We start from the raw sequence: 20,338 nt of genomic DNA, 5'->3' as shown, positions 1-20,338 counted from the left end.
GTCAGATTAATCCGCGGCGAACAGCACGCCGTCGGCGATCAACCGGTCGGTCTCGCCGTCGTCGAGTTCGAGCAGTGACCGGCAGATCTTCCGAGTGTCCTGACCGGGTAGCGGTGCGGGCCGCTGCGGCGCCACCGGGATGTTGCGGAAGGGGGCAGGGCCGGTTTCCGCCGGCAGCGGGTGCTCGATCAGGGGGTGGATCATGGGCGCGTACACCGCGCGGTGGGCCAGCTGGGGGTCGTCGGCGACATCGGGCGGCCGGTTCATCGGCGCGGCGGGCACGCCGTGGCCCTGCAGCAGTTCGGCCACCCCGGCGGCGGTGCGGGCCATGGTGTGATGGCCCAACGCTGCGGCCAGCTCCGCACGGTGGGTGATGCGTCCGGATCCAGTGCGCCAGCGCGGCTCATCGGCCAATCCGTCGTCGAAAGCCGCAGCGACAGCACGCATATCGGCATCGGACCGGATCGAGATCACACACCATTCGTCATCGCCGGCGCACGGGCAGACCAGATCCACCGCGGTGTCCGGCTGGACCGATGCGCCCGCGGCGCGGGCCACGTAGCTGGTGTCCAGCTGGTTGACCGCGGTCTCGGCCTGCGACACGTGAACGTGACTGCCGGCGGCGGTACGCCGGCTCCCGATCAACGCCGCGAGCGCCCCGATCGCGGCGACCCGCGCTACCACGTGGTCGGGAAAGACCGTGGTGGCATCGTAGAACGGGTGGCGCTCCGAGTCGCCGGAGTCATCCGGAGACGTCCACAGCGCGGTAACCCCGGCGGTGGCACGCACCAGCGGGCCGTACCCCATTCGGCCGCTCCACGGCCCGGACTCCCCGAACGCGCTGCTCTCAGCCAACACCACCCGCGGGTTGATCTCACGCAGCACCTCGTAGGAGAAGCCCAGGGCGGCAAGCGTTCCCGGTTTGAAGTTGGCCAGTACCGCGTCGGCTTCGCCGACCAGTCGCGCGAAGATCTCCTTGCCGGCCGGACTCCGCAGATCCAGGCCGAATCCCGATTTGTTGCGGTGCGTCCAGGCGAATGACTCGCTCATCGCCTCACCGGGGCGGGCCTGCCGCAGCCCGTCCGGGTAGGCCGCGCTCTCCACCTTGATGATCTCGGCACCCAGGTCTCCGAAGAGACGGCTGGCCTCGCCGCCCGCCACAATGATCCCGAGGTCGATGATGCGTAGTCCCTGGAACGGCCGGGCGCCCGCCTCGCCGACCGGTGCCCGCTCGGCCAACGGTTCGGCCAGCCAGCCGGCGCTCGCGTCGCCGACCGCCGGTGCCGGGGTTCGGAATCCGGATCGGCCGCCGTCGACCACGTAGTAGCCGGTCGGTATCGCCGCGGTCAGGCCCGGAACCAGCTCGGCCTGTGTGACCGCCCCCGCGGCCACGAAGTGCTCTTCGGTCAGCACCTTCGCCGGATCCCCCACCGCCGCGATCGGCACTCCCCTGGACTGTCCGGCGCTGACCAGATCCGCCATGTCCTGGTCGGCAAACAGTTCCCGCAGCAGCGCGCTGATCTGCGGCCAGACCGCGAACCGCTCGCCGATCACGCCGTATTTGGGGTCGGCGAATTCGGCCGGTTCGCCCAGCCAGGTCCACAGTGCACGCCACTGGCGCGGTGACATGACACAGAGCCGGACGTAACCATCGCGGCACGCGTAGATCGGGTAGGCGTCCTGGTTGCGGGGCCGTCCACGCCACCGGGTCGACCTGCGTTGGGCCGCGGCGGCCTGGCCGTGCGCTCCGAATACGGGATCCAGCACGGCCACCACCGCATCGAATCGGGAGAAGTCCAGGTAATCCCCGCTACCACAGCGCAGCCGGTTGTAGTAGGCGACCAGCACCGCCCAGGCAGCCTGTACCGCTGCGGTTGCCGAGGCGATCCCGTCCGGCGGCAGTACCGGGGTTCCGGTGGTGGGGCCCGACCGGGACAGGGCACCGGAGAGTGCGTAGAGCACCGCGTCGGTGGCCTGCCACTGTGCGCGCGGCCCGCTCGTCCCGAAATCGGTGACCGACATCGTCACCAGGTGAGCGAATCGATCGGCCAGTGCAGCGCAGGAGGTCCCGAACTCCGTCGCGCGGCCCGGCAGGCCGCTGTCCACCACGATGTCGGCGGTATCAGCCAGCTCGTCGAAGCGCCGGCGGTCCCGCTCATCGGCGGGGTCCAAGGTGATGCTGCGCTTGTTCGCGTTGTGCAGCGCGAACGCAACACTCACACCGCCCAGCAGCGGAGCCGCGGCCCGCGCCGGACTGCCGCCGGGGGGCTCCACCTTGAGCACGTCGGCTCCCAGGTCGGCGAGTAACCGGGTCACCGCGTCGGCGTCGCCGCCGGCCAGATCGAGCACACGAACCGATTTCAGCAGCACGCAGTCAGGGTAATGAATCGGTTGCCGCGGTCACGCTTGGGCGCGACAATGGAAAAGGTGAGTGCAGCCGACGCGACTCCGTCACCGCCCACCCTCTCCAACGATGAACTGGCTCGCCTCGATGCCTACTGGCGCGCCGCCAACTATCTCTCGGTAGGTCAGATCTATCTGCTGGACAATCCCCTGCTGACCGAACCGCTGCGGGCCGAGCACATCAAGCCCCGACTGCTTGGGCATTGGGGCACCACGCCAGGGCTCAACCTGCTCTACCTCCACCTCAACCGGATCATCCGCGAGCGCGACGCGGACGTCATCTTCATCACCGGGCCCGGCCACGGCGGTCCGGCACTGGTCGCCAACGCCTACCTCGAGGGAACCTACAGTGAGGTGTACACGGGCATCGGCGAGAACGTCGACGGGCTGCGGAAGTTGTTCCGGCAGTTCTCTTTTCCCGGCGGTATACCCAGCCACGTGGCGGCCGAGACACCGGGCTCCATCCATGAAGGCGGCGAGCTCGGCTACGCGCTGGTGCATGCCTTCGGTGCGGCCTTCGACAACCCCGAACTGGTAGTGGCCTGCGTGGTCGGCGACGGCGAGGCCGAGACCGGACCGCTGGCGGCCAGCTGGCACTCGAACAAGTTTCTCAACCCCGCCGTGGACGGCGCGGTGTTGCCGATCCTGCATCTCAACGGCTACAAGATCGCCAATCCCACTGTGCTGGATCGTATTCCGCAGTCGGAGTTGGAATCTTTGCTACGCGGTTACGGGTACCGGCCGATCACCGTCGCCGGGGACGACCCCGCCGTCGTACACCAACTGCTCGCCGCCGCCCTCGATGACGCGTTCGACGACATCGCGGCGATCCAGCGAGCCGCGCGCACCGAGGGCTCGTCGATGCGGCCGGTGTGGCCGATGATCGTGTTGCGTACCCCGAAGGGCTGGACCGGGCCGAAGGTGGTCGACGGACGACAGGTGGAGGGGACCTGGCGGGCGCACCAAGTGCCGCTCGCGCAAACCCGCACCGACCCCGAGCACCGCCGGCAACTGGAGGAGTGGCTCCGCAGTTACCGCCCGGGTGAACTGTTCGATGCCTCCGGTCGCCTGCTGCCGGAGTTGTCGGCGCTGGCGCCGCGCGGGGACCGCCGGATGAGCGCCAACCCGCATGCCAACGGAGGGCTGCTGCTCCACGATCTGGACCTGCCTGATTTCCGCGACTACGCGGTGCCGGTGACCCGGCCGGCCACCGAGATGCACGAGGCCACGCGGGTGCTCGGCACGTTCCTGAGCGACGTCATCGACCGCAACCGCGACCGGTTCCGGTTGATGGGTCCCGATGAGACCGCCTCCAACCGGCTCGCGGCGGTCTTCGACACGACCGACCGGGTCTGGCTGTCGAAGACCGTCCCCGGCGACGATCACCTGGCCCCGGACGGGCGAGTCCTGGAAGTGCTCTCGGAGCACCTGTGCCAGGGCTGGCTGGAGGGCTATCTGCTGACCGGCCGGCACGGGCTGTTCAACTGCTATGAGGCATTCGTGCACATCGTCGACTCGATGTTCAACCAGCACGCCAAATGGCTGGCCGTCAGCCGCGAACTCGCGTGGCGGCAACCGATCGCCTCGCTGAACTATCTGCTGACCTCCCACGTCTGGCGTCAGGACCACAACGGCGCGTCACACCAAGATCCCGGGTTCATCGATCTGGTGGCCAACAAGCGACCCGAAGTGGTGCGGGTCTACCTGCCGCCGGACGCCAACACGCTGCTGTCGGTTGCCGATCACTGCCTGCGCAGCCGCAATTACGTCAACGTGATCGTGGCCGGCAAGCAGCCGGCGCTGGCCTACCTCGACATGCCGGCGGCGGTGGCGCACTGCACCCGTGGTCTGGGTATCTGGGAGTGGGCCGGCACCACCACCGGTGAGCCGGACGTCGTGCTCGCCTGCGCCGGGGACATTCCTACGCTGGAAACCCTGGCCGCCGCCGACATCCTGCGTGACGAGCTGCCCGACCTGGCGGTACGGGTGGTGAATGTCGTGGACATCATGCGCTTGCAACCGACGACCGAACATCCACACGGGTTGCCGGACACCGAATTCGATGCACTGTTCACCCGCGACAAGCCGGTGATCTTCGCCTACCACGGCTACCCCTGGTTGATCCACCGACTGACCTACTCGCGGGCGAACCACGACCAGATGCACGTGCGCGGCTTCCGCGAACGCGGCACCACAACCACACCGTTCGACATGGTGATGCTCAACGACCTGGACCGTTTCCACCTGGTGATGGACGTGATCGACCGGGTACCGGGATTGGGTGGTCGCCACGCGGTACTGCGCCAGCAGATGGTCGATGCGCGGATGGCCGCGCGGCTCTACACCCGCGAGCACGGGGAGGATGATCCCCGGATCACCAACTGGACCTGGCGATCGGGCGCAGAGCCGAACGGCGGCGAGATAAGGTGACGGCCATGACTGCTCACCCCGCACCGGTCCGGAGGCGCCGCAAGGCGATGTCGTTGCTGCTCGGCGCCCTTGTCGCGTCGGCCACCATCGCCGGTGCCGGGGCGGCCGGCGCGACGCCGGACCTCACCAGGGTGCCGGTCCGCTACGACCTCACCGGTACCGGGGTCGCCAGCTACATCACCTACCAAGTCCAGAACGGTCAGGCGCACGCCACCAACGCCACGCTGCCGTGGTCCCTTCAGTTGACCGGCGCGATGACGAACGCAGCCAGTCCGTCCTCGTACTCGCTGAGCGCGCAGAGCGCCGGTCCCGGCGCCCTGACCTGTACGGTCACCGTGAACGGCAAGGTGGTCAGCGAGAACACCGCCACCGGCAACCCGGCGCGCGTCCTGTGCGAGACCCACGGCCCCAAGTAACCGGCAGTTGGCGCGGCTCGAGGCAGGAGAGCCGAAGCTGGGAGGGCGTCCCCCGACGACGCACAGCCCCGACGCGGTGTCGCGCGTAGAATTCGGTCCAATGTCTGGCCACGAGTTCGCGGTGCCGTGGGGGCGGCACCCGTTGGTGTCGCAACTCTCGGCACTGAATCATTTCCGCGCCTTCGTCGACGTCGCCGTCGTCGTGGTGGTGCTGGCGCTCGCCAATCTGATCGCGCATTTCACCACCCCGTGGGCCGCGGTCGCCACCGTCCCGGCCACCGCCATCGGCTTGATCGCGCTGGTCCGCTATAGCGGCCTGAGCTGGAGCGAGCTCGGCCTGGGCCGGGCGCACTGGAAATCCGGGTTCGGCTATGCGCTGGCCGCGGTGCTGGTGGTGGTGTCGGTGATCGCGATCGGCGTGCTGTTGCCCGCGACCCGGCCGATGTTCCTGAACAACCACTACGCCACGGTCTCCGGTGCGCTGGTCGCATCGATGGTTGTCATCCCGCTGCAGACCGTGATCCCCGAAGAGTTGGCGTTTCGCGGCGCGCTGCACGGTGCGTTGCACCGGGCGTGGGGGTTTCGTGGCGTCGCGGCGGCAGGTTCCCTGCTGTTCGGTCTGTGGCATGTCGCAACATCACTCGGCCTGACCAGCAGCAACGTCGGTTTCACCCGGATTCTCGGAGGCGGGTTCTTCGGCATGCTGGCCGGCGTGACACTCGCGGTGCTGGCCACCGGAGCCGCGGGCTTCGTGTTCAGCTGGTTGCGGCGGCGCAGCGGCAGCCTGATCGCGCCCATCGCGCTGCACTGGTCCCTCAACGGGGTCGGCGCGCTGGCCGCCGCGCTGGTGTGGCAGGTCTCTGGCTGAGTCGGCCCGGCGGTTCAGCGAGGCTCGACGCAGGAGAGCCGAAGCTGGGAGCGCCGCATCGGCCCCGCGCATCAGACCAGCAGCACCGCCGCACCTGCGATCCGGCCCGCACCTAGATCGGCCAAAGCCCGGTCGGCCTCACCTAGCGAATACTCCGGCGTGGTCACTTCGATGTGGTGCGCTGCGGCGAAGTCGAGAAAAGCGCGGGCATCCGCACGAGTGTTGGCCGTGACCGACCGGATCTGACGCTCGCGGAACAGGTGGCGCTGGTAGTTCAGCGGTGGGATGTCGCTGAGGTGGATTCCGGCGATGGCCAGTGTGCCGCCGGCGTCCAGTGCCTGACAGGCGGGCAGCACCAGCTCGCCGACCGGGGCGAACAGGATCGCGGAGTCCAGCGGCACCGGTGGCGGATCGGCGGCGCCCTGGGCCGAGGCCACACCCAGTTCCAAAGCCAACTCCCGCGCTCGTTCCCCGCGGGTCATAACGTGTACCTCGGCGCCACTGGCGAGGGCGACCTGCGCGGTGATGTGCGCACTGCCGCCGAACCCGTAGATGCCCAGCCGCCCACCCGGAGGCAGGTCCGCCCGCTGCAAGGATCGGTAGCCGATAATGCCCGCGCACAGCAACGGCGCCAACTCGGTGTCGCGGTAGCCGCCGGGCAGTCGGAGGGCAAAAGCTGCTGGCACCGTGGCGAATTCGGCATAGCCGCCGTCGTCATCCCAGCCGGTGTAGCGCGAATGCGGGCAGAGATTCTCGTCGCCGCGCCGGCAGTAGCGACACGTGCCGCAGGTGTGCCGTAACCAGGCGATTCCGACCCGGTCCCCCACTGCGAACTCGTCACCGGCGTCGGCACCGACTTCGACGACTTCGCCGACCACCTCGTGGCCGGGGATCACACCGGGGCGGTGCACCGGAAGGTCACCCTCGGCGACGTGCAGGTCGGTACGGCACACGCCGCAGGCCTGCACGGCCACCAGCAGTTCCGAGGGTTCCGGTCGCGGCACCGAGGTACTGACCCGCTCAAGTGGCCGGTTGGCTATCGGACCGGGACGTCGGACGCGCCATCCCGTCATCGACACACCCGCCACCTGCGACGCCATAGACCTATGGTGCGCTTTCCACGGCCGGGCCGGCTACCTGCGGCGAGCCAATCCGACGACCCACAGCAGGATGATGGCCCCGCCCAGGGAGACGAAGAAGGTGAACCACCTGCGGCCGTGCTCCACGTCGACACCGAGCCAGCCGAGCAGCATGCCGCCGAGGAAACCGCCGATCACGCCGATCACGACGTTGAGCAGGATCCCTGAGCCACCGCGCTTCATGATGCGGTTCGCCAGCCAGCCGGCGATGCCGCCGATCAGGACGTAGGCCAGCCAGCTGACCGACGTCGGAGTGGACAGCGCTGCAGCGAGATAGCTTCCGGCCATGGGCGTCATCGGGGCTTAGGCAGCGGGAGCGGGTCCCTGCGCGGGAGCGGGTCCCTGTGCAGGAGCGGGTCCCTGCGCGGGAGCGGGTCCCTGTGCCGGAGCCGGGATTCCCGGAATGCCCGGCGCCGGACCCGGCGCTGCTTCCGCGGGGGGTGCGCCCAGCGGCCGGATGGACTCGGCCAGCGCGATGGCCGCGTTGGTGTCCACCGGGTTGTTGGCGGTGCCCAGCCACACCACGAACCAACGCTCGGCCTGCGGGCCGGTGCCCTCGGCCGGCGGCACGCCGATCACGCCGCTCCAGATCTGGCCGACCGGCTTGGCCGGGTCGGTGAACTTGACCTCGTAGTACGACGCGCTACCGGTCAGACCACCGCCGTTGAGCGGCGCGTTCACCTGGTTGGCGCGGGTGCCCGGGTAGGGCATGAAGAACTCGCCCATGTCCGATCCGAGGCGGGTGGCTGCCTTGGCGTTGTCGGCTTCAGCGCTGGCGTAGAGCCGCTGGTCGAGCTTGCCGAGCACGATCCGGGTGTCGTTGGCCACCGGCGCCGGCTGCCCCGGCAGCATCGGCTCACCGGTCTTCTTGCTCAGCAGCGACGAACCGTACTCAAGGTGGCTGGTGTCGGACTGCACCCAGCCGCCGGGCAGCACGAAGCTGAAACCGCCCGCGACGTCGTCGACACGACCCACCTCGGGTGCGGCGGGCTCAGCGGCCGGAGCCGGGGCGTCCGGGTCGGCCGGCGGGGCATCCGCGGTGGCCGGCGGTGCGGGAGGAGACGGCGGCACCGGATCCGCATACACCGGCGCCGCAGCGGCGAATGCCAACGCACCCGCGACCGCAGTCGCGGCCATCGCCCGAATTCCCCTGGAGGTCAGGTCCACCTGCTTCATGGCAGAAAAACCTACCGCGTTGCCATCCGTACGCAAGTTACGCCATGCCGGGGTGTGTCGCGCGCAAGGTCACTTCCTGGGCTTTGACCCCGAACCAGACCGTCTCACCGGGCGCCAGACGGAGCTCCGCCGCTGCGTCCGCGGTGATGTCCGCTGCCAGCCCCGGCGCACCGTCGGGCTGGTCCACACCGCGCACCTGGACCGTGCTGCCGCGTACGTCGAGCTCGGCCACGACCACCTCAAGCAGATTGCGCGGACTGCCGTGGCGCGGCGGCTCCCGGTAGACCGCCACCGCCCGCGGTGTGCTGACCGCGACCGCCGTCCGGCCCGGCTCCGCACCGTCGTCGGTGGTGCCGTGCCACTGGTCTCCCCACCCGGTCCGCAATACGCCGGCGGCGTCAAGCACCCCCGCGACCAGATTGACGCCGGCGATCTGGGCCCCGAAGCGACTCCGCGGTGCAGCCAATACCTCTGCGGCACGGCCTATCTCGGCGATCCGACCGGATTCGAGGACCAGGACCCGATCAGCCAGCGCAAACACGTCGAGCAGATCGTGCGTGACCAGCACGGTGGTGCGTCCGGCCGCACCGAGCACGTCGCGCAGCACCGTGCGCACCGCTGAAGCCGCACCCACGTCGAGCCCGGCCAACGGCTCGTCGAGCAACAGCACCTCCGGTTCAGCGGCCAGGGCGCGGGCGATCGCGACCCGCTGCTCCTGCCCCCCGGAGAGGCGGCGCGGCCGGCGCTCGGCCAGCCCTTCGGCGCCGACCGCGCGCAGCCACGGCGCCGCGAGGGCTCGGGTGCGCGCCCGGCGCAGGTCGAAGCGACGCCGGGGATGCGACCCGAATGCGACGTTGGCCGCCACGCTCAAATGCGGGAACAGCAGCGGATCCTGCAGCAGCAGGCCCACCCGGCGATCCCAGGTCGCCACCTGAACTCCGGCCCGGGTGTCGGTCAGCACCCGATCGCCTGCGCGGACCACGCCCTCGTCGGGCCGCAGCAGTCCCGCAATCACGTGCAGCAACGTCGACTTCCCGGCGCCGTTGGGTCCCAAGACCGCCAGCACCTCGCCCGGGCCGACGTCCAGCCGCACGTCCAGGCCGCGCTCGGCGACCACGGCCTGCACGCTGAGCCCCCCGGTCGCGGCGGTCACCCGATGTCGCCCAGTCGTCGGGCGCCCAGGACGAGCACTACCACGGCGGCAACGGCCACCAGCAACAGCGACATCGCCGCCGCGGCGTCGGCATCCGACACGCGTTGCAGATAGATGGCCAGCGGCAACGTCCGGGTGACACCTTCAAGCGAGCCGGCAAAGGTCAGTGTCGCGCCGAATTCCCCGAGTGACCGCGCGAATGCCAGAACCGCTCCGGAGATCAGACCCGGCGTCAACAGCGGCAGGGTGACCCGCCACCACACCGCGCTGGGCCGTGCGCCCAGCGTGGCCGCCACCGTCTCGTAAGCGGCACCGGCGGTGCGTGCCGCGCCTTCCAGCGCGATCACCAGAAACGGCAACGACACGAACGTCTGCGCCAGCACCACCGCGCTGGTGGTGAACGGGATATGGATTCCGGCGGCCTCCAGATAGCGTCCCAACAATCCGAGCCGGCCGAACGCATACAGCAGCGCGATTCCACCCACCACCGGTGGCAACACCAGCGGCAACAGCACCAGTGGTCGCAGGAGGCGCACCACGCGTGACCGACTGCGCGCCAGCACCAGCGCCATCGGCACACCGAACAGCACACACAGCACCGTGCTGGCCGCGGCGGTGCGCAGGCTCAGTTGCAGTGCGGTGATGGCGGAGGGACTGCTGATCAACGCCCAGAAATGTGGCCAGTCGACTTTGGTCGCGATCCCCACCAGCGGCAACACCACGAATGCCGCGCCGATCGCGGCGGGCACATAGACCCAGCCCGGCAGGTGATCAGGCCGGCTGACCACGGCCGGTCAGGGCTTACCGAAACCGGCCGCGTGCAGCACCTTCTGCCCCGCCTCGCCGGTGACCAGATCGACGAACGCGCGGGCCGGCCCGGGCGAAGCCGCCTCCCGTAGCAGCGCGATCGGGTAGGTGTTGACCGCGTCGGCAGCCTCGGGGAACTCGATGGTGGCCACCTTGCCCCCGGCGTGCTGGGCGTCGGTGCGGTAGACCACACCGGCATCGGCCTGGCCGGTGGTGACCTTGTTGAGGACGTCGGTGACGTCGGGTTCCTCGCTGACCGGGGTGACCGTGACACCGGTGGCGTCTTCGACCTTGTGCGTCGCCGCGCCGCACGGGACCGGTGATTGACACACCACTACCGCGAGCCCTGGTGCGGCCAGATCAGCGAAGGACCGCACCCCGTGCGGATTGCCGGGTGCTGTCACGATCACCAGCGTGTTGGTGGCAAACGCCACCGCCGCGGCGTCCAGCAGGCCGGCCTGCGCGACCTTGTCCATCTGGGTGGTGTTGGCCGAGGCGAAAACGTCGGCGCGCGCCCCCTGGGTCAGTTGGGTGGCCAGATCCGAGGACCCGGCGAAATTAAAGGCCACCGCGACCCCGGGATTGTCGGTTTTGAACTGCTCGGCGATCTCGGTGAACGCCGGCTGCAACGACGCCGCCGCGAACACGGTGATCGTCGGGGACACCGGCTCCGTGCTACAGCCGGCCATTCCCACCGCCAGCACGCCCGCCATCGCTCCGCAGACCACGCGGGTACGCCCCATGGCTGGCAGCCTAGCGGCGATCGCAAGCGGCGCGAAGCGGCGCGCGGCGGGTCGCCGCCGTCAACACAGCGGCGATCGCAAGCGGCGCGAAGCGACGCGCGGCGGGTCGCCGCCGTCAACACAGCGGCGATCGCAAGCGGCGCGAAGCGACGCGCGGCGGGTCGAATCCCGGTGCACCCCGGACTGTGGCCGGATCGTGTCTGTGCCGAGTTCCGCCCCATCCCCGCAAACCGGCTACCGTCCAGTAACATAGCTCGGAACACAAGGAGGACCTACCGATGGATGTGCTGGTCACCGGTGGTGACACCGAATTGGGTCGCACCGTTGCCGAGGGTTTCAGCGAGGCTGGCCACAAGGTGACGCTCGCCGGTTTGCGCGGCCCCGAGCTCGAGGTCGCCGCCAAAGAACTCGACGCCAATGCGGTCGTCTGCGACAACACCGACCCGGCAAGCATGCTGGCTGCCCGCGGGTTGTTTCCGCACCACCTCGACACCATCGTCAACGTCCCGGCACCACGCTGGCAGGGCGGCGACCCGCGCGGCTATTCGCTGGCCGACCAGGCCAGCGCCTGGCGCAGCGCGCTCGACGCCACGGTGCTCTCGGCGGTGCTGACCGTCGGCACCATCGGCGACCACCTGCGCTCGGGCGGCTCGATCATCTCGGTGCTGCCGGAAAACCCCCGCGACGGCGGTGCCGACGCCGCGGTCAAGGCCGCACTGTCGAACTGGACCGCCGGCCAGGCCACTGCGTTCGGCACCCGCGGAATCACCGTCAACGTGGTGGCCGCCGGCGAAGGCGCCCGGCCGGGCTACGACGGACTGACCCGTGTGCCGCCCACCGGGGCCGCTGAAATCGCCCGTCTCGCGGTATTTTTGACCTCGCCGGCTGCCCGGCACATCACCGGCCAGACGCTGCACGTCGGCCACGGGGCGCTGGCCTGCTTTGCCTGACTGTGACGGGAGTGGCTAATCCCACAACCACTGGATGCGGTGACCGCCTTTTAGGTCGACTAGCGTATTGGGTGAACGCAGTCACCGTCGAGGAGCAACCGGATTCCCATGAGCGCCCAGCCTGAAGTCACTGCGCAGCAGAGCCGACGCCACCAGGTCGTCATCATCGGCTCGGGATTCGGTGGTTTGACCGCGGCGAAGAAGCTCAAGCGCGCCGACGTCGACGTCAAGTTGATCGCCCGCACCACTCACCACCTGTTCCAGCCCCTGCTGTACCAGGTTGCGACGGGCATCCTGTCCGAGGGTGAGATCGCGCCGTCCACCCGCGTTGTCCTGCGCAAGCAGCGCAATGCGCAGGTGCTGCTCGGCGATGTCACCCGCATCGACCTGGCCGGCAAGTTCGTCACCTCCGAGGTGCTCGGCCACACCTACGACACCCCGTTCGACAGCCTGATCATCGCGGCCGGCGCGGGGCAGTCCTACTTCGGCAACGACCAGTTCGCCGAGTTCGCGCCGGGCATGAAGACCATCGACGACGCGCTGGAGTTGCGGGGCCGCATCCTGAGCGCCTTCGAACAGGCCGAGCGGTCCCGAGACGAAGCCCGACGGGAGAAGTTGCTGACCTTCACGGTGGTCGGCGCGGGCCCCACCGGCGTCGAAATGGCCGGGCAGATCGCCGAATTGGCCAACTACACACTCAAGGGCGCGTTCCGCAACATCGACTCGACCAAGGCGCGGGTGATCCTGCTCGACGCCGCTCCGGCCGTGCTGCCGCCGATGGGCGAGAAGCTGGGCCGCCGGGCCGCCGAGCGGCTGCAGAAGATGGGTGTGGAGATCCAGCTCGGCGCCATGGTCACCGACGTAGACCGCAACGGACTGACCGTCAAGGATGCCGACGGCAAGCTCCGGCGGATCGAATCCCAGTGCAAGGTGTGGTCCGCCGGTGTGTCGGCCAGCCCGCTGGGCCGCGATCTCGCCGAGCAGTCTGACGTCGAGCTCGACCGCGCCGGGCGGGTCAAGGTGTTGCCGGACCTGTCCGTGCCGGGGCACCCGAACGTCTTCGTCGTCGGCGACATGGCGGCCGTCGACGGTGTCCCAGGGATGGCGCAGGGCGCCATTCAGGGCGCCAAGCACGCCGCCAGCACCATCAAGGCTGAGCTCGGCGGCGCCGACCCGGCCGACCGGGAGCCCTTCCAGTACCTGGACAAGGGCTCGATGGCCACCGTGTCCCGGTTCTCCGCGGTCACCAAGATCGGGCCGCTGGAGTTCAGCGGTTTCCTGGCCTGGCTGGCCTGGCTGGGGCTGCACCTGATCTACCTGGTCGGGTTCAAGAACAAGATCAGCACGCTGCTGTCGTGGAACGTGACCTTCCTGAGCACCCGGCGCGGCCAGCTCACCATCACCGAGCAGCAGGCTTTCGCCAGAACACGCCTGGAGCAGCTCGAAGTGCTGGCGGCCGAGGCGCAACGCGGGGCCGAGCGCGCGGTCAGCTAGCGTCGCCGGGCGCCGTTGACCCAGCGGCGCCTGCCCCGTATTGACCGTCTACTCCGACAGGTTCTGCAACCGCACCTGGCCGCGGGCGAGCACCCGCTCGTCGGCATCGGTGATCGTCACCAACCACAACTGCTGGCGCCGGCCGCGATGAATCGGGGTGGACGCGGCATAGACGGTTCCCGACGAGACCGCCCGCAGGAAGTCGGTGTTGTTGTTGACCCCGACGACCGTGCCGACCGCGTCGCCGCCGTCGCGGTTGAGCCAGGTGTGCGCCGACACGCTGGCCACGCTTTCGATGATCGAGCAGTACACGCCGCCGTGCACGATTCCCGCCGGCTGGCAGAGTTTGGGCTGAAGCTCCAGCGTGGCGTGCGCTCCGTCCGGGCCGACGTCGGTATAGACCAGGCCGATCTCGGAATCGAAGGGCGCGGAGAAGTCGGACAGAGATCCGGTGGCAGCCATGTGATGGTTCTACACGATGCCTGGAAGGGCGATCCGTTCCCATCACACCTGGGTCGCAGCAGACGCTCAGCTTCTGATACGACGCCCGGTAGTAATTAAGGGTAGGCTTGCTCCGTTGCCCGGGGAGTTGATAACAAACATGGCGAAGCAGACCCATTTAGGGGACTTGGAACGCGCGGTGATGGACCACCTGTGGTCATCGCCAGAATCTCAGACGGTGCGCGAGGTCCACGAGGCGCTGTCAGCGCAGCGCGACCTGGCATACACGACCGTGATGACGGTCCTGCAGCGACTGGCCAAGAAAAACCTGGTGTCGCAGATTCGCGATGACCGTGCACACCGCTACACACCGGTCCGGGGCCGCGACGAATTGGTCGCCGGGCTGATGGTGGAGGCACTCGACCAGGCCGCCGACTCGGGCGACCGCCGCGCTGCGCTGGTGCACTTCGTCGAACGCGTCGGAGTCGACGAGGCCGACGCGCTGCGGCGTGCACTGGACGAACTGGAGGCCAAACACCGCATTCGCCTCCCAGGTAGCGGCCGACCTGCGTCCTGAGGGAGACTTACAGCGTGTCCGCGCTGGCCTTTTCCATCGTCGCGCTGCTGCTCGTAGGGCCGGTACCCGCCCTGCTCGCGCGCGCTGACTGGCCGCTTCGCGCTCCGCGGGCCGCGCTGGTGCTCTGGCAGGCCATCGCCATTGCCGCGGTGCTGTCCGCGTTCAGCGCCGGGCTCGCCACCGCGAGCCGCCTGCTGATGCCCGGCCCGGACGGGCGGCCCACCTCGACGATCGTCGGCTCGCTGGACCGCTTGGGTTGGCCGCTGTGGACCTTCTACGTCGCGGTCTTCGTGTTGACCCTCATGGTCGGGATGCGCCTCACGTGGACGGTATTGCGGGTCGCGATCCGCACCCGGCAGCGCCGGGCCCACCACCGCATGCTCGTCGACCTGGTCAGTGTCACCGACCGCCCGCCCGCCGTGCGCACCAGTGGGCTGCGCATTCTTCAGGTGATGCAGCCGCTGGCCTACTGCTTGCCGGGGGTGCGGAGCCGGGTGGTGGTCAGTTCCGGCACGCTGGACGCGCTCGGTGACACCGAGTTGGCCGCGCTGCTGTGTCATGAGCGGGCCCATCTGCGTGCGCGGCACGACCTGGTACTCGAAGCGTTCTCGGCCGTGCACACCGCGTTCCCCTGGTTCGTGCGGAGCGCCAGCGCCCTGGACGCCGTGCGGCTGTTGATCGAACTGCTCGCCGACGACGCGGCCGTGCGAGTGGCCGGTGCTCCACCCCTGGCCCGCGCCCTGGTCACCTGTGCCTCAACCAAAGTGCCCGCCGGTGCGCTGGCAGCCGGCGGCACCAACACGGTGCTGCGCGTGCAACGGTTGTCGGGACAGGGCAACAGCCCGGCGCTGGCCGCTGCCGCCTATTCGGCCGCAGCAGGGGTGCTGACGGTGCCCACGGTGGCGCTGGCGGTACCGTGGCTCACCGAGTTGCACCGACTGATCGCGGGGTAACCTGCGCCGTCCGGCGTGCCGGGCATCGAATCACCTACCACCGAGAGGCGAATACATGAGCGCGTCGGACGTTGTTGGCACCGCCCAGATCGGCGTGACCGGACTGGCAGTCATGGGATCCAACATCGCGCGCAACTTCGCCAGCCATGGCTACACCGTGGCGCTGCACAACCGGTCGGTCGCCAAAACCGACGCACTGCTCGACGCCTACGGCTCCGAAGGCAGCTTCGTGCGCAGCGAGACGATTCCGGAATTCCTTGCCGCCCTTGAGAAGCCGCGCCGAGTGCTGATCATGGTCAAGGCCGGTGACCCGACCGACGCCGTCATCAACGAACTCGCCGACGCGATGGAGCCCGGTGACATCATCATCGACGGCGGCAACGCGCTCTACACCGACACCATCCGCCGGGAGAAGGCGATGGCCGCCCGTGGCCTGCACTTCGTCGGGGCCGGGATCTCCGGCGGCGAGGAAGGCGCACTCAACGGGCCCTCGATCATGCCGGGCGGCCCCAAGAAGTCCTACGAGTCGCTGGGGCCACTACTCGAGGAGATCTCCGCCCACGTCGACGGGGTGCCGTGCTGCACCCACATCGGTCCGGACGGCGCGGGGCACTTCGTGAAGATGGTGCACAACGGCATCGAGTACTCCGACATGCAGCTGATCGGTGAGGCCTACCAGCTGCTGCGCGACGGGCTGGGCCTGACCGCACCGCAGATCGCCGAAGTGTTCACCGAGTGGAACGCCGGCGAGCTGGACAGCTACCTGGTCGAGATCACCGCTGAGGTGCTGCGACAGGTCGATGCCAAGACCGGCCAGCCGCTGGTCGACGTCATCGTCGACGAAGCCGAGCAGAAGGGCACCGGCCGCTGGACCGTCAAGTCCGCTCTGGACCTGGGGGTTCCGGTTACCGGCATCGCCGAGGCGGTCTTCGCCCGGGCGCTGTCGGGCTCGGTCCCGCAGCGTCGCGCCGCGGTAGGCCTGGCCGCCGGAAACCTCGGCGAACGCCCCGCGGACACGGCACAGTTCACCGAGGACGTTCGCCAGGCGCTGTATGCCTCCAAGATCGTCGCGTATGCGCAGGGCTTCAACCAGATTCAGGCCGGCAGCGCCGAGTACGGCTGGAATGTCACCCCGGGTGACCTGGCGACGATCTGGCGGGGCGGCTGCATCATTCGCGCGAAGTTCCTCAACCGCATCAAGGAGGCCTTCGACGCCGACGCCGACCTGGTGAGCCTGCTGGCCGCACCGTATTTCCGCAGCGCGGTCGAGGCTGCCATCGACTCCTGGCGCCGGGTGGTGACCACGGCCGTGAGCCTGGGTATCCCGGCCCCTGGTTTCTCCTCGGCCCTGGCCTACTACGACGGCCTGCGGACCGAGCGGCTGCCGGCTGCGCTGACCCAGGCCCAGCGCGACTATTTCGGCGCGCACAGCTACGGGCGGACGGACTCGGACGGCAAGTTCCACACGCTGTGGAGCGCCGACCGCAGCGAAGTTCCGGTCTAGCGGCCTAAACCAGCAGGCCCAGCACGCCGTCGGTGAACGCCTGCGGGTCCTCGATCTGCGGATAGTGGCCCAGCCCGGGCAGTTCCACGACGTCGGCGGCCGGGCGCAACTGCCGCAGGCCCTCGAGCACATTGGTGGTGGCGACCGGATCACCCAGGCCCCACACGAAGCCCAGCGGCTTGGGCCAGTCGCGCACTGCACCGTGCCAACGGTGCGCATACCGCACCCGTTCGTCGAGATAGGCCGAGAGCAGGTGCGCGATCCGGTTTCCGCCGTTGTGGGTCAGCAGGGCCCACTGCGCGGCGGCCTCATCGGAGGTCAGCGGGTGCTGGGGGCTGAACAGTCGACCGAAGCCGCGAACGAAGCTGCGCCGATTCGTCAGCCGCGCGGCGACAGCGCCGAACGGGCCACGCAGCACCTTCTGGATCGGCCGCAGACTGGCCCGCTCCAAGATCACGCTGCCATTGGTCAGCACCGCACGTTGCAGGTCGAAGGTCAGAGCGCCTTCGAGATCGCGGGCCAACAGTTCAGTGGCCACCGAGGTGCCCATGTCGTGGGCGGCCAACACCACCGGACCCGATGCGCTCGATGCCACCACCTGCTCCACCAGGTCGGACTGTTCGAACAGGCTGTAGCGATGTGAGCGCGGCTTGTCCGACAATCCGAACCCGAGGAAGTCCATCGTCAGCCAGGAGCGGCCGGCCAAGCGGTCCACGACCGATCGGAAATCGTAGGAGCAGGACGGAAAGCCGTGCAGCAGTAAGACAGTCGGCCCGTCCCCCGCACTTGATCGCACAAACAGCCGGCCCGCGTCGGTAGACACCCACCGGCCACCGTCTTGCCAGTCGCTCATACTGCTTCGCCACGCCGCATTCGTCATCGCGGTCATTGTGCGCTGCACCTCAGATCAGCGCCAGCAGATCGGCAAACGCCGAGCCGGCCGCGTCGGCCGACCCGAGATTCGACAATGCGTCGGAGATGTCGTTGAGCACCGCCTCGGGGAATCCGAGGAACGTCGTGCTGATGTCGTGCAGTCCGGTCTGCAGCACGTCACCGATGGTGGTCGCGTCGCCGCCCAGCAGCGCCTGATACAAGTTCCACGCAGCAACCTGTGGTGTGGTGATCAGGTCACGCACGTCCATGATCAGCTTCGTCAGCAGTCCCGGGTCTTCAGGGACTGCAATCCCGTTCCAGCTGACCAGCGTCCAGCCGTCGGTGGGGTTGCCCTCGATCTGCACAATGCCGGTGTTGGGCAACAGCGGCGATCCATCGTCGTTGGCGAACATCGTCTGCAACGTCAGCGGCAACAACAGCGAGATATCGGGGTTCTTGACGTTGAGCGCCACCCAGGCGGCGATGTCGGCTTCGTTGTTGAAGGCCACCGCGGTGATATCGCCGTTGTCGCTGACGACCGGGTTGGCCATCGCAGCGCTGTACATCGCGTTGACGGCGCCCGTGAAGTTCTGATTCATGACCACCCCGTTGGGGTCCTCGACCGATCCCGGGATGGGCGCCAGCACCAGTCCGAACAACGTCCACAGCATGGGCGTGAACTGGTACAGGAACCCGGCCAGGCTGGCGATCGGCTGACCGGCGTAGATGCCGCTGTCGATCTCGTTGAGCCCCGGCAGAATCTGTGTCGTCATGTGTTCGAGGGCGGCGAACGGCGCTGCGGTGTCCATGTCTCTGATGGCCTGTCCGGAGAAGATCCCCGCGACCTGGTCGCCGAGCTGGTCGTAGAGCTTGTCGGCCACGTCCTGCGCCTGCTGCACGCCGAGATCGCTGAGCGGCGGACCCGGGTGGTCCGGCGAAGGAGTGATGACATCGTTGAACGGCGGCATCCGTTGTCCGTGCCGAACGATGTCGATCACGATGTCTTGAGTCTCGCCGGCGGCCAGCGCAATGCCGGAAACCGCGCCGCCGGGTTGCGCCGGCGGGACGACGGCGATGACACCGGCTCCGAGGAGGGCGACGCCGGCGGCAACCGGACAGATCGAAGATATCTGCATGGCGGCCACCTCCTAACCGAGATTTCCGATGGCATCGATGATGTCGGTGAATACCGAACCCGGGAACTGGACCAGTGCCGAGCCGACGTCGTCGAAGCCGGTCTGCACCGCGGTCATGATCGTGGCCGGATCACCGCCGAGGACGGCTTCCCAGATGTGCCAGAGCGCCGCTTGCGCCGGCAGCATCACGTCGCGCACGTCGACGAACAGCGCGCTCAGCAGATCCGGATTCTCCGCGATGGCGTGCCCGTCCCAGCTGACCAGCGTCCAGCCGTCGGTGGGGTTGCCCTCGACTTCGACGATGGCGGTGTTGGGCAGGAAAATGGTCGTCTGGCCGTTCGGGACACTGTTTGCCTCTTTGATGAGGTCCAGGAAGAACGGCAGGTCGGGGTTGTCGACGTTCTGCATCACCCACGTGAAGATCGACGCTGTGCTGGTGAACGCGACATCAGTGACCTGACCGTTGTCGCTGATGACGTCGCTGTTGGCCAGGGCGTGGTCATACATTGTTTGAACACCGTCGTCGAATCTTTCACCCATGACGATCCCGTTCGCGTCGTGCGAGCCCGGGCCTGGCAGTAGTGCCAACCCCAGCGGCGCTCCCAACGTCCAGCCGGCCACGGTCAGAAAGGCCAGGCGGCCGCCGAGGCTTTCAATGGGATCGAGCGCGTAGGTTCCGCTGTCAACCTCGTCGAGTTGGGGCAATAACTGCGGGGTCATGCCCACCAGATCAGCGAACGGCGCGGCGGTTTCCGTCACCCGGAGACCCTGCCCGGCGAAGAGGCCGGCGACCTGGCCAAGCTCGTTGAAGAGCTGGTGCCCGACGTCGGACGCCTGTTGCTGTCCGAGTTCGCTGAGCGGCGCCCCGGGATGATCCGGGGAGGGGGTGAGCATGTTTTCGTACGGCGAGATCATTTCTGCGTGCCGCACGAAGTCGATGACGATGTCTTGGGCGTCACCGCTTGTGAGCTGGATGGCGAATGCGGCCGCGGTCGACGGGGCCGGCGGCGCGGGAACCGGAGCGACGGCGATGCCGCCGAGCAGGGCGGCGCCGGCGGTGAGGGACACAACGTGGCTTGCCTGCATTATGGGCACCTCTTTTAGGCGATATTGGCGGTTGGCATTTACGATTCCTAGGCTGGATTTCAGGAACATGACCGCTATTTAGCGGTACGCGAGCTACTGCTAAATAGGACTCCGATGATCACGCGATCCGCACCGCTGGATTGCGTTAGCTCAGCCGACCACGACCACGTTCAGAGCTGCGCGAGATCG

Annotated in this window: 19 protein-coding genes; 8 read left to right on the top strand and 11 right to left on the bottom strand. The window is 68.5% G+C overall.

What is annotated here, in order from left to right; translation table 11 throughout:
* Window positions 1-6: 6 nt before the first annotated feature.
* Window positions 7-2,388: a CoA transferase gene (locus tag EJK91_RS10585; protein ID WP_125078908.1), complete on the bottom strand. Its 2,382-nt coding sequence runs from the start codon at window positions 2,386-2,388 to the stop codon at window positions 7-9.
* 39 nt (window positions 2,389-2,427) lie between these two features.
* Here EJK91_RS10585 and EJK91_RS10580 point away from each other — a divergent pair, with 39 nt between their 5' ends.
* The 3 genes from EJK91_RS10580 to EJK91_RS10570 all read left to right on the top strand — a co-directional run bounded on the left by EJK91_RS10580 (window position 2,428) and on the right by EJK91_RS10570 (window position 6,117).
* Window positions 2,428-4,833, top strand: coding sequence for a phosphoketolase family protein (locus EJK91_RS10580; protein ID WP_239651226.1), 2,406 nt, complete (start codon window positions 2,428-2,430; stop codon window positions 4,831-4,833).
* Between the two features lie 5 nt (window positions 4,834-4,838).
* Window positions 4,839-5,249: an MmpS family transport accessory protein gene (locus EJK91_RS10575; RefSeq protein WP_081654632.1), complete on the top strand. Its 411-nt coding sequence runs from the start codon at window positions 4,839-4,841 to the stop codon at window positions 5,247-5,249.
* Window positions 5,250-5,349: 100 nt separating this feature from the next.
* Window positions 5,350-6,117 carry a CPBP family intramembrane glutamic endopeptidase gene (locus EJK91_RS10570; protein ID WP_024443756.1) on the top strand — a complete coding sequence of 256 codons (768 nt, stop codon included), beginning with the start codon at window positions 5,350-5,352 and terminating at the stop codon, window positions 6,115-6,117.
* A 71-nt stretch (window positions 6,118-6,188) separates the two neighbouring features.
* On the opposite strand, the gene EJK91_RS10565 is transcribed toward EJK91_RS10570, so the two are convergent.
* From EJK91_RS10565 to modA, 6 genes are read right to left on the bottom strand one after another with little or no spacing between them, the layout of a single operon-like run.
* A complete protein-coding gene (locus EJK91_RS10565) occupies window positions 6,189-7,217 on the bottom strand; it encodes a zinc-binding alcohol dehydrogenase family protein (RefSeq protein ID WP_024443757.1) in 1,029 nt (342 codons plus the stop codon).
* Between the two features lie 33 nt (window positions 7,218-7,250).
* Entirely contained in the window at window positions 7,251-7,553 is a 303-nt protein-coding gene (locus EJK91_RS10560) for a GlsB/YeaQ/YmgE family stress response membrane protein (RefSeq protein WP_036458643.1), read from the bottom strand.
* Between the two features lie 6 nt (window positions 7,554-7,559).
* Window positions 7,560-8,432, bottom strand: a complete 873-nt coding sequence (locus EJK91_RS10555) for an alanine and proline-rich secreted protein Apa (protein WP_125078907.1) — start codon at window positions 8,430-8,432, stop codon at window positions 7,560-7,562.
* Window positions 8,433-8,469: 37 nt separating this feature from the next.
* Window positions 8,470-9,585: a sulfate/molybdate ABC transporter ATP-binding protein gene (locus EJK91_RS10550; protein ID WP_125078906.1), complete on the bottom strand. Its 1,116-nt coding sequence runs from the start codon at window positions 9,583-9,585 to the stop codon at window positions 8,470-8,472.
* Window positions 9,582-10,373, bottom strand: coding sequence for an ABC transporter permease (locus EJK91_RS10545; RefSeq protein ID WP_444850810.1), 792 nt, complete (start codon window positions 10,371-10,373; stop codon window positions 9,582-9,584). Before EJK91_RS10545 ends, EJK91_RS10550 begins: the two co-directional genes overlap by 4 nt.
* A gap of 6 nt (window positions 10,374-10,379) precedes the next feature.
* Window positions 10,380-11,135 (bottom strand): molybdate ABC transporter substrate-binding protein, encoded by a 756-nt coding sequence (gene modA / locus EJK91_RS10540; protein ID WP_024443760.1) that lies wholly within the window; start codon window positions 11,133-11,135, stop codon window positions 10,380-10,382.
* A 278-nt stretch (window positions 11,136-11,413) separates the two neighbouring features.
* Between modA and EJK91_RS10535 the strand changes: the two genes are divergently transcribed.
* Together EJK91_RS10535 and EJK91_RS10530 are read left to right on the top strand one after the other, a co-directional pair.
* Window positions 11,414-12,085, top strand: coding sequence for an SDR family oxidoreductase (locus EJK91_RS10535; protein ID WP_024442786.1), 672 nt, complete (start codon window positions 11,414-11,416; stop codon window positions 12,083-12,085).
* Window positions 12,086-12,193: 108 nt separating this feature from the next.
* Window positions 12,194-13,579, top strand: coding sequence for an NAD(P)/FAD-dependent oxidoreductase (locus EJK91_RS10530; RefSeq protein WP_024442785.1), 1,386 nt, complete (start codon window positions 12,194-12,196; stop codon window positions 13,577-13,579).
* A gap of 48 nt (window positions 13,580-13,627) precedes the next feature.
* Here EJK91_RS10530 and EJK91_RS10525 read toward each other — a convergent pair whose 3' ends face one another.
* A complete protein-coding gene (locus tag EJK91_RS10525; RefSeq protein ID WP_125078905.1) occupies window positions 13,628-14,041 on the bottom strand; it encodes a PaaI family thioesterase in 414 nt (137 codons plus the stop codon).
* A 139-nt stretch (window positions 14,042-14,180) separates the two neighbouring features.
* On the opposite strand from EJK91_RS10525, the gene EJK91_RS10520 reads away from it, so the two are divergent.
* From EJK91_RS10520 to gndA, 3 genes are read left to right on the top strand one after another with little or no spacing between them, the layout of a single operon-like run.
* Window positions 14,181-14,597, top strand: a complete 417-nt coding sequence (locus EJK91_RS10520; protein WP_024442783.1) for a BlaI/MecI/CopY family transcriptional regulator — start codon at window positions 14,181-14,183, stop codon at window positions 14,595-14,597.
* Window positions 14,598-14,611: 14 nt separating this feature from the next.
* A complete protein-coding gene (locus EJK91_RS10515) occupies window positions 14,612-15,550 on the top strand; it encodes a M56 family metallopeptidase (protein ID WP_024442782.1) in 939 nt (312 codons plus the stop codon).
* Between the two features lie 55 nt (window positions 15,551-15,605).
* Complete coding sequence (gene gndA, locus EJK91_RS10510) at window positions 15,606-17,054, top strand: NADP-dependent phosphogluconate dehydrogenase (RefSeq protein WP_125078904.1); 1,449 nt, start codon at window positions 15,606-15,608, stop codon at window positions 17,052-17,054.
* 4 nt (window positions 17,055-17,058) lie between these two features.
* Here gndA and EJK91_RS10505 read toward each other — a convergent pair whose 3' ends face one another.
* From EJK91_RS10505 to EJK91_RS10495, 3 genes are read right to left on the bottom strand one after another with little or no spacing between them, the layout of a single operon-like run.
* Window positions 17,059-17,943, bottom strand: coding sequence for an alpha/beta fold hydrolase (locus EJK91_RS10505; protein ID WP_444850809.1), 885 nt, complete (start codon window positions 17,941-17,943; stop codon window positions 17,059-17,061).
* 13 nt (window positions 17,944-17,956) lie between these two features.
* A complete protein-coding gene (locus tag EJK91_RS10500) occupies window positions 17,957-19,063 on the bottom strand; it encodes a histidine phosphatase family protein (protein ID WP_125078903.1) in 1,107 nt (368 codons plus the stop codon).
* 12 nt (window positions 19,064-19,075) lie between these two features.
* Complete coding sequence (locus tag EJK91_RS10495) at window positions 19,076-20,218, bottom strand: histidine phosphatase family protein (protein ID WP_231384273.1); 1,143 nt, start codon at window positions 20,216-20,218, stop codon at window positions 19,076-19,078.
* Between the last annotated feature and the right edge of the window lie 120 nt (window positions 20,219-20,338).

This window comes from Mycobacterium sp. P7213, from assembly GCF_900604305.1.
Taxonomy (GTDB): Bacteria; Actinomycetota; Actinomycetes; order Mycobacteriales; family Mycobacteriaceae; genus Mycobacterium.
This window is presented reverse-complemented; position numbering and strand designations above follow the sequence as displayed.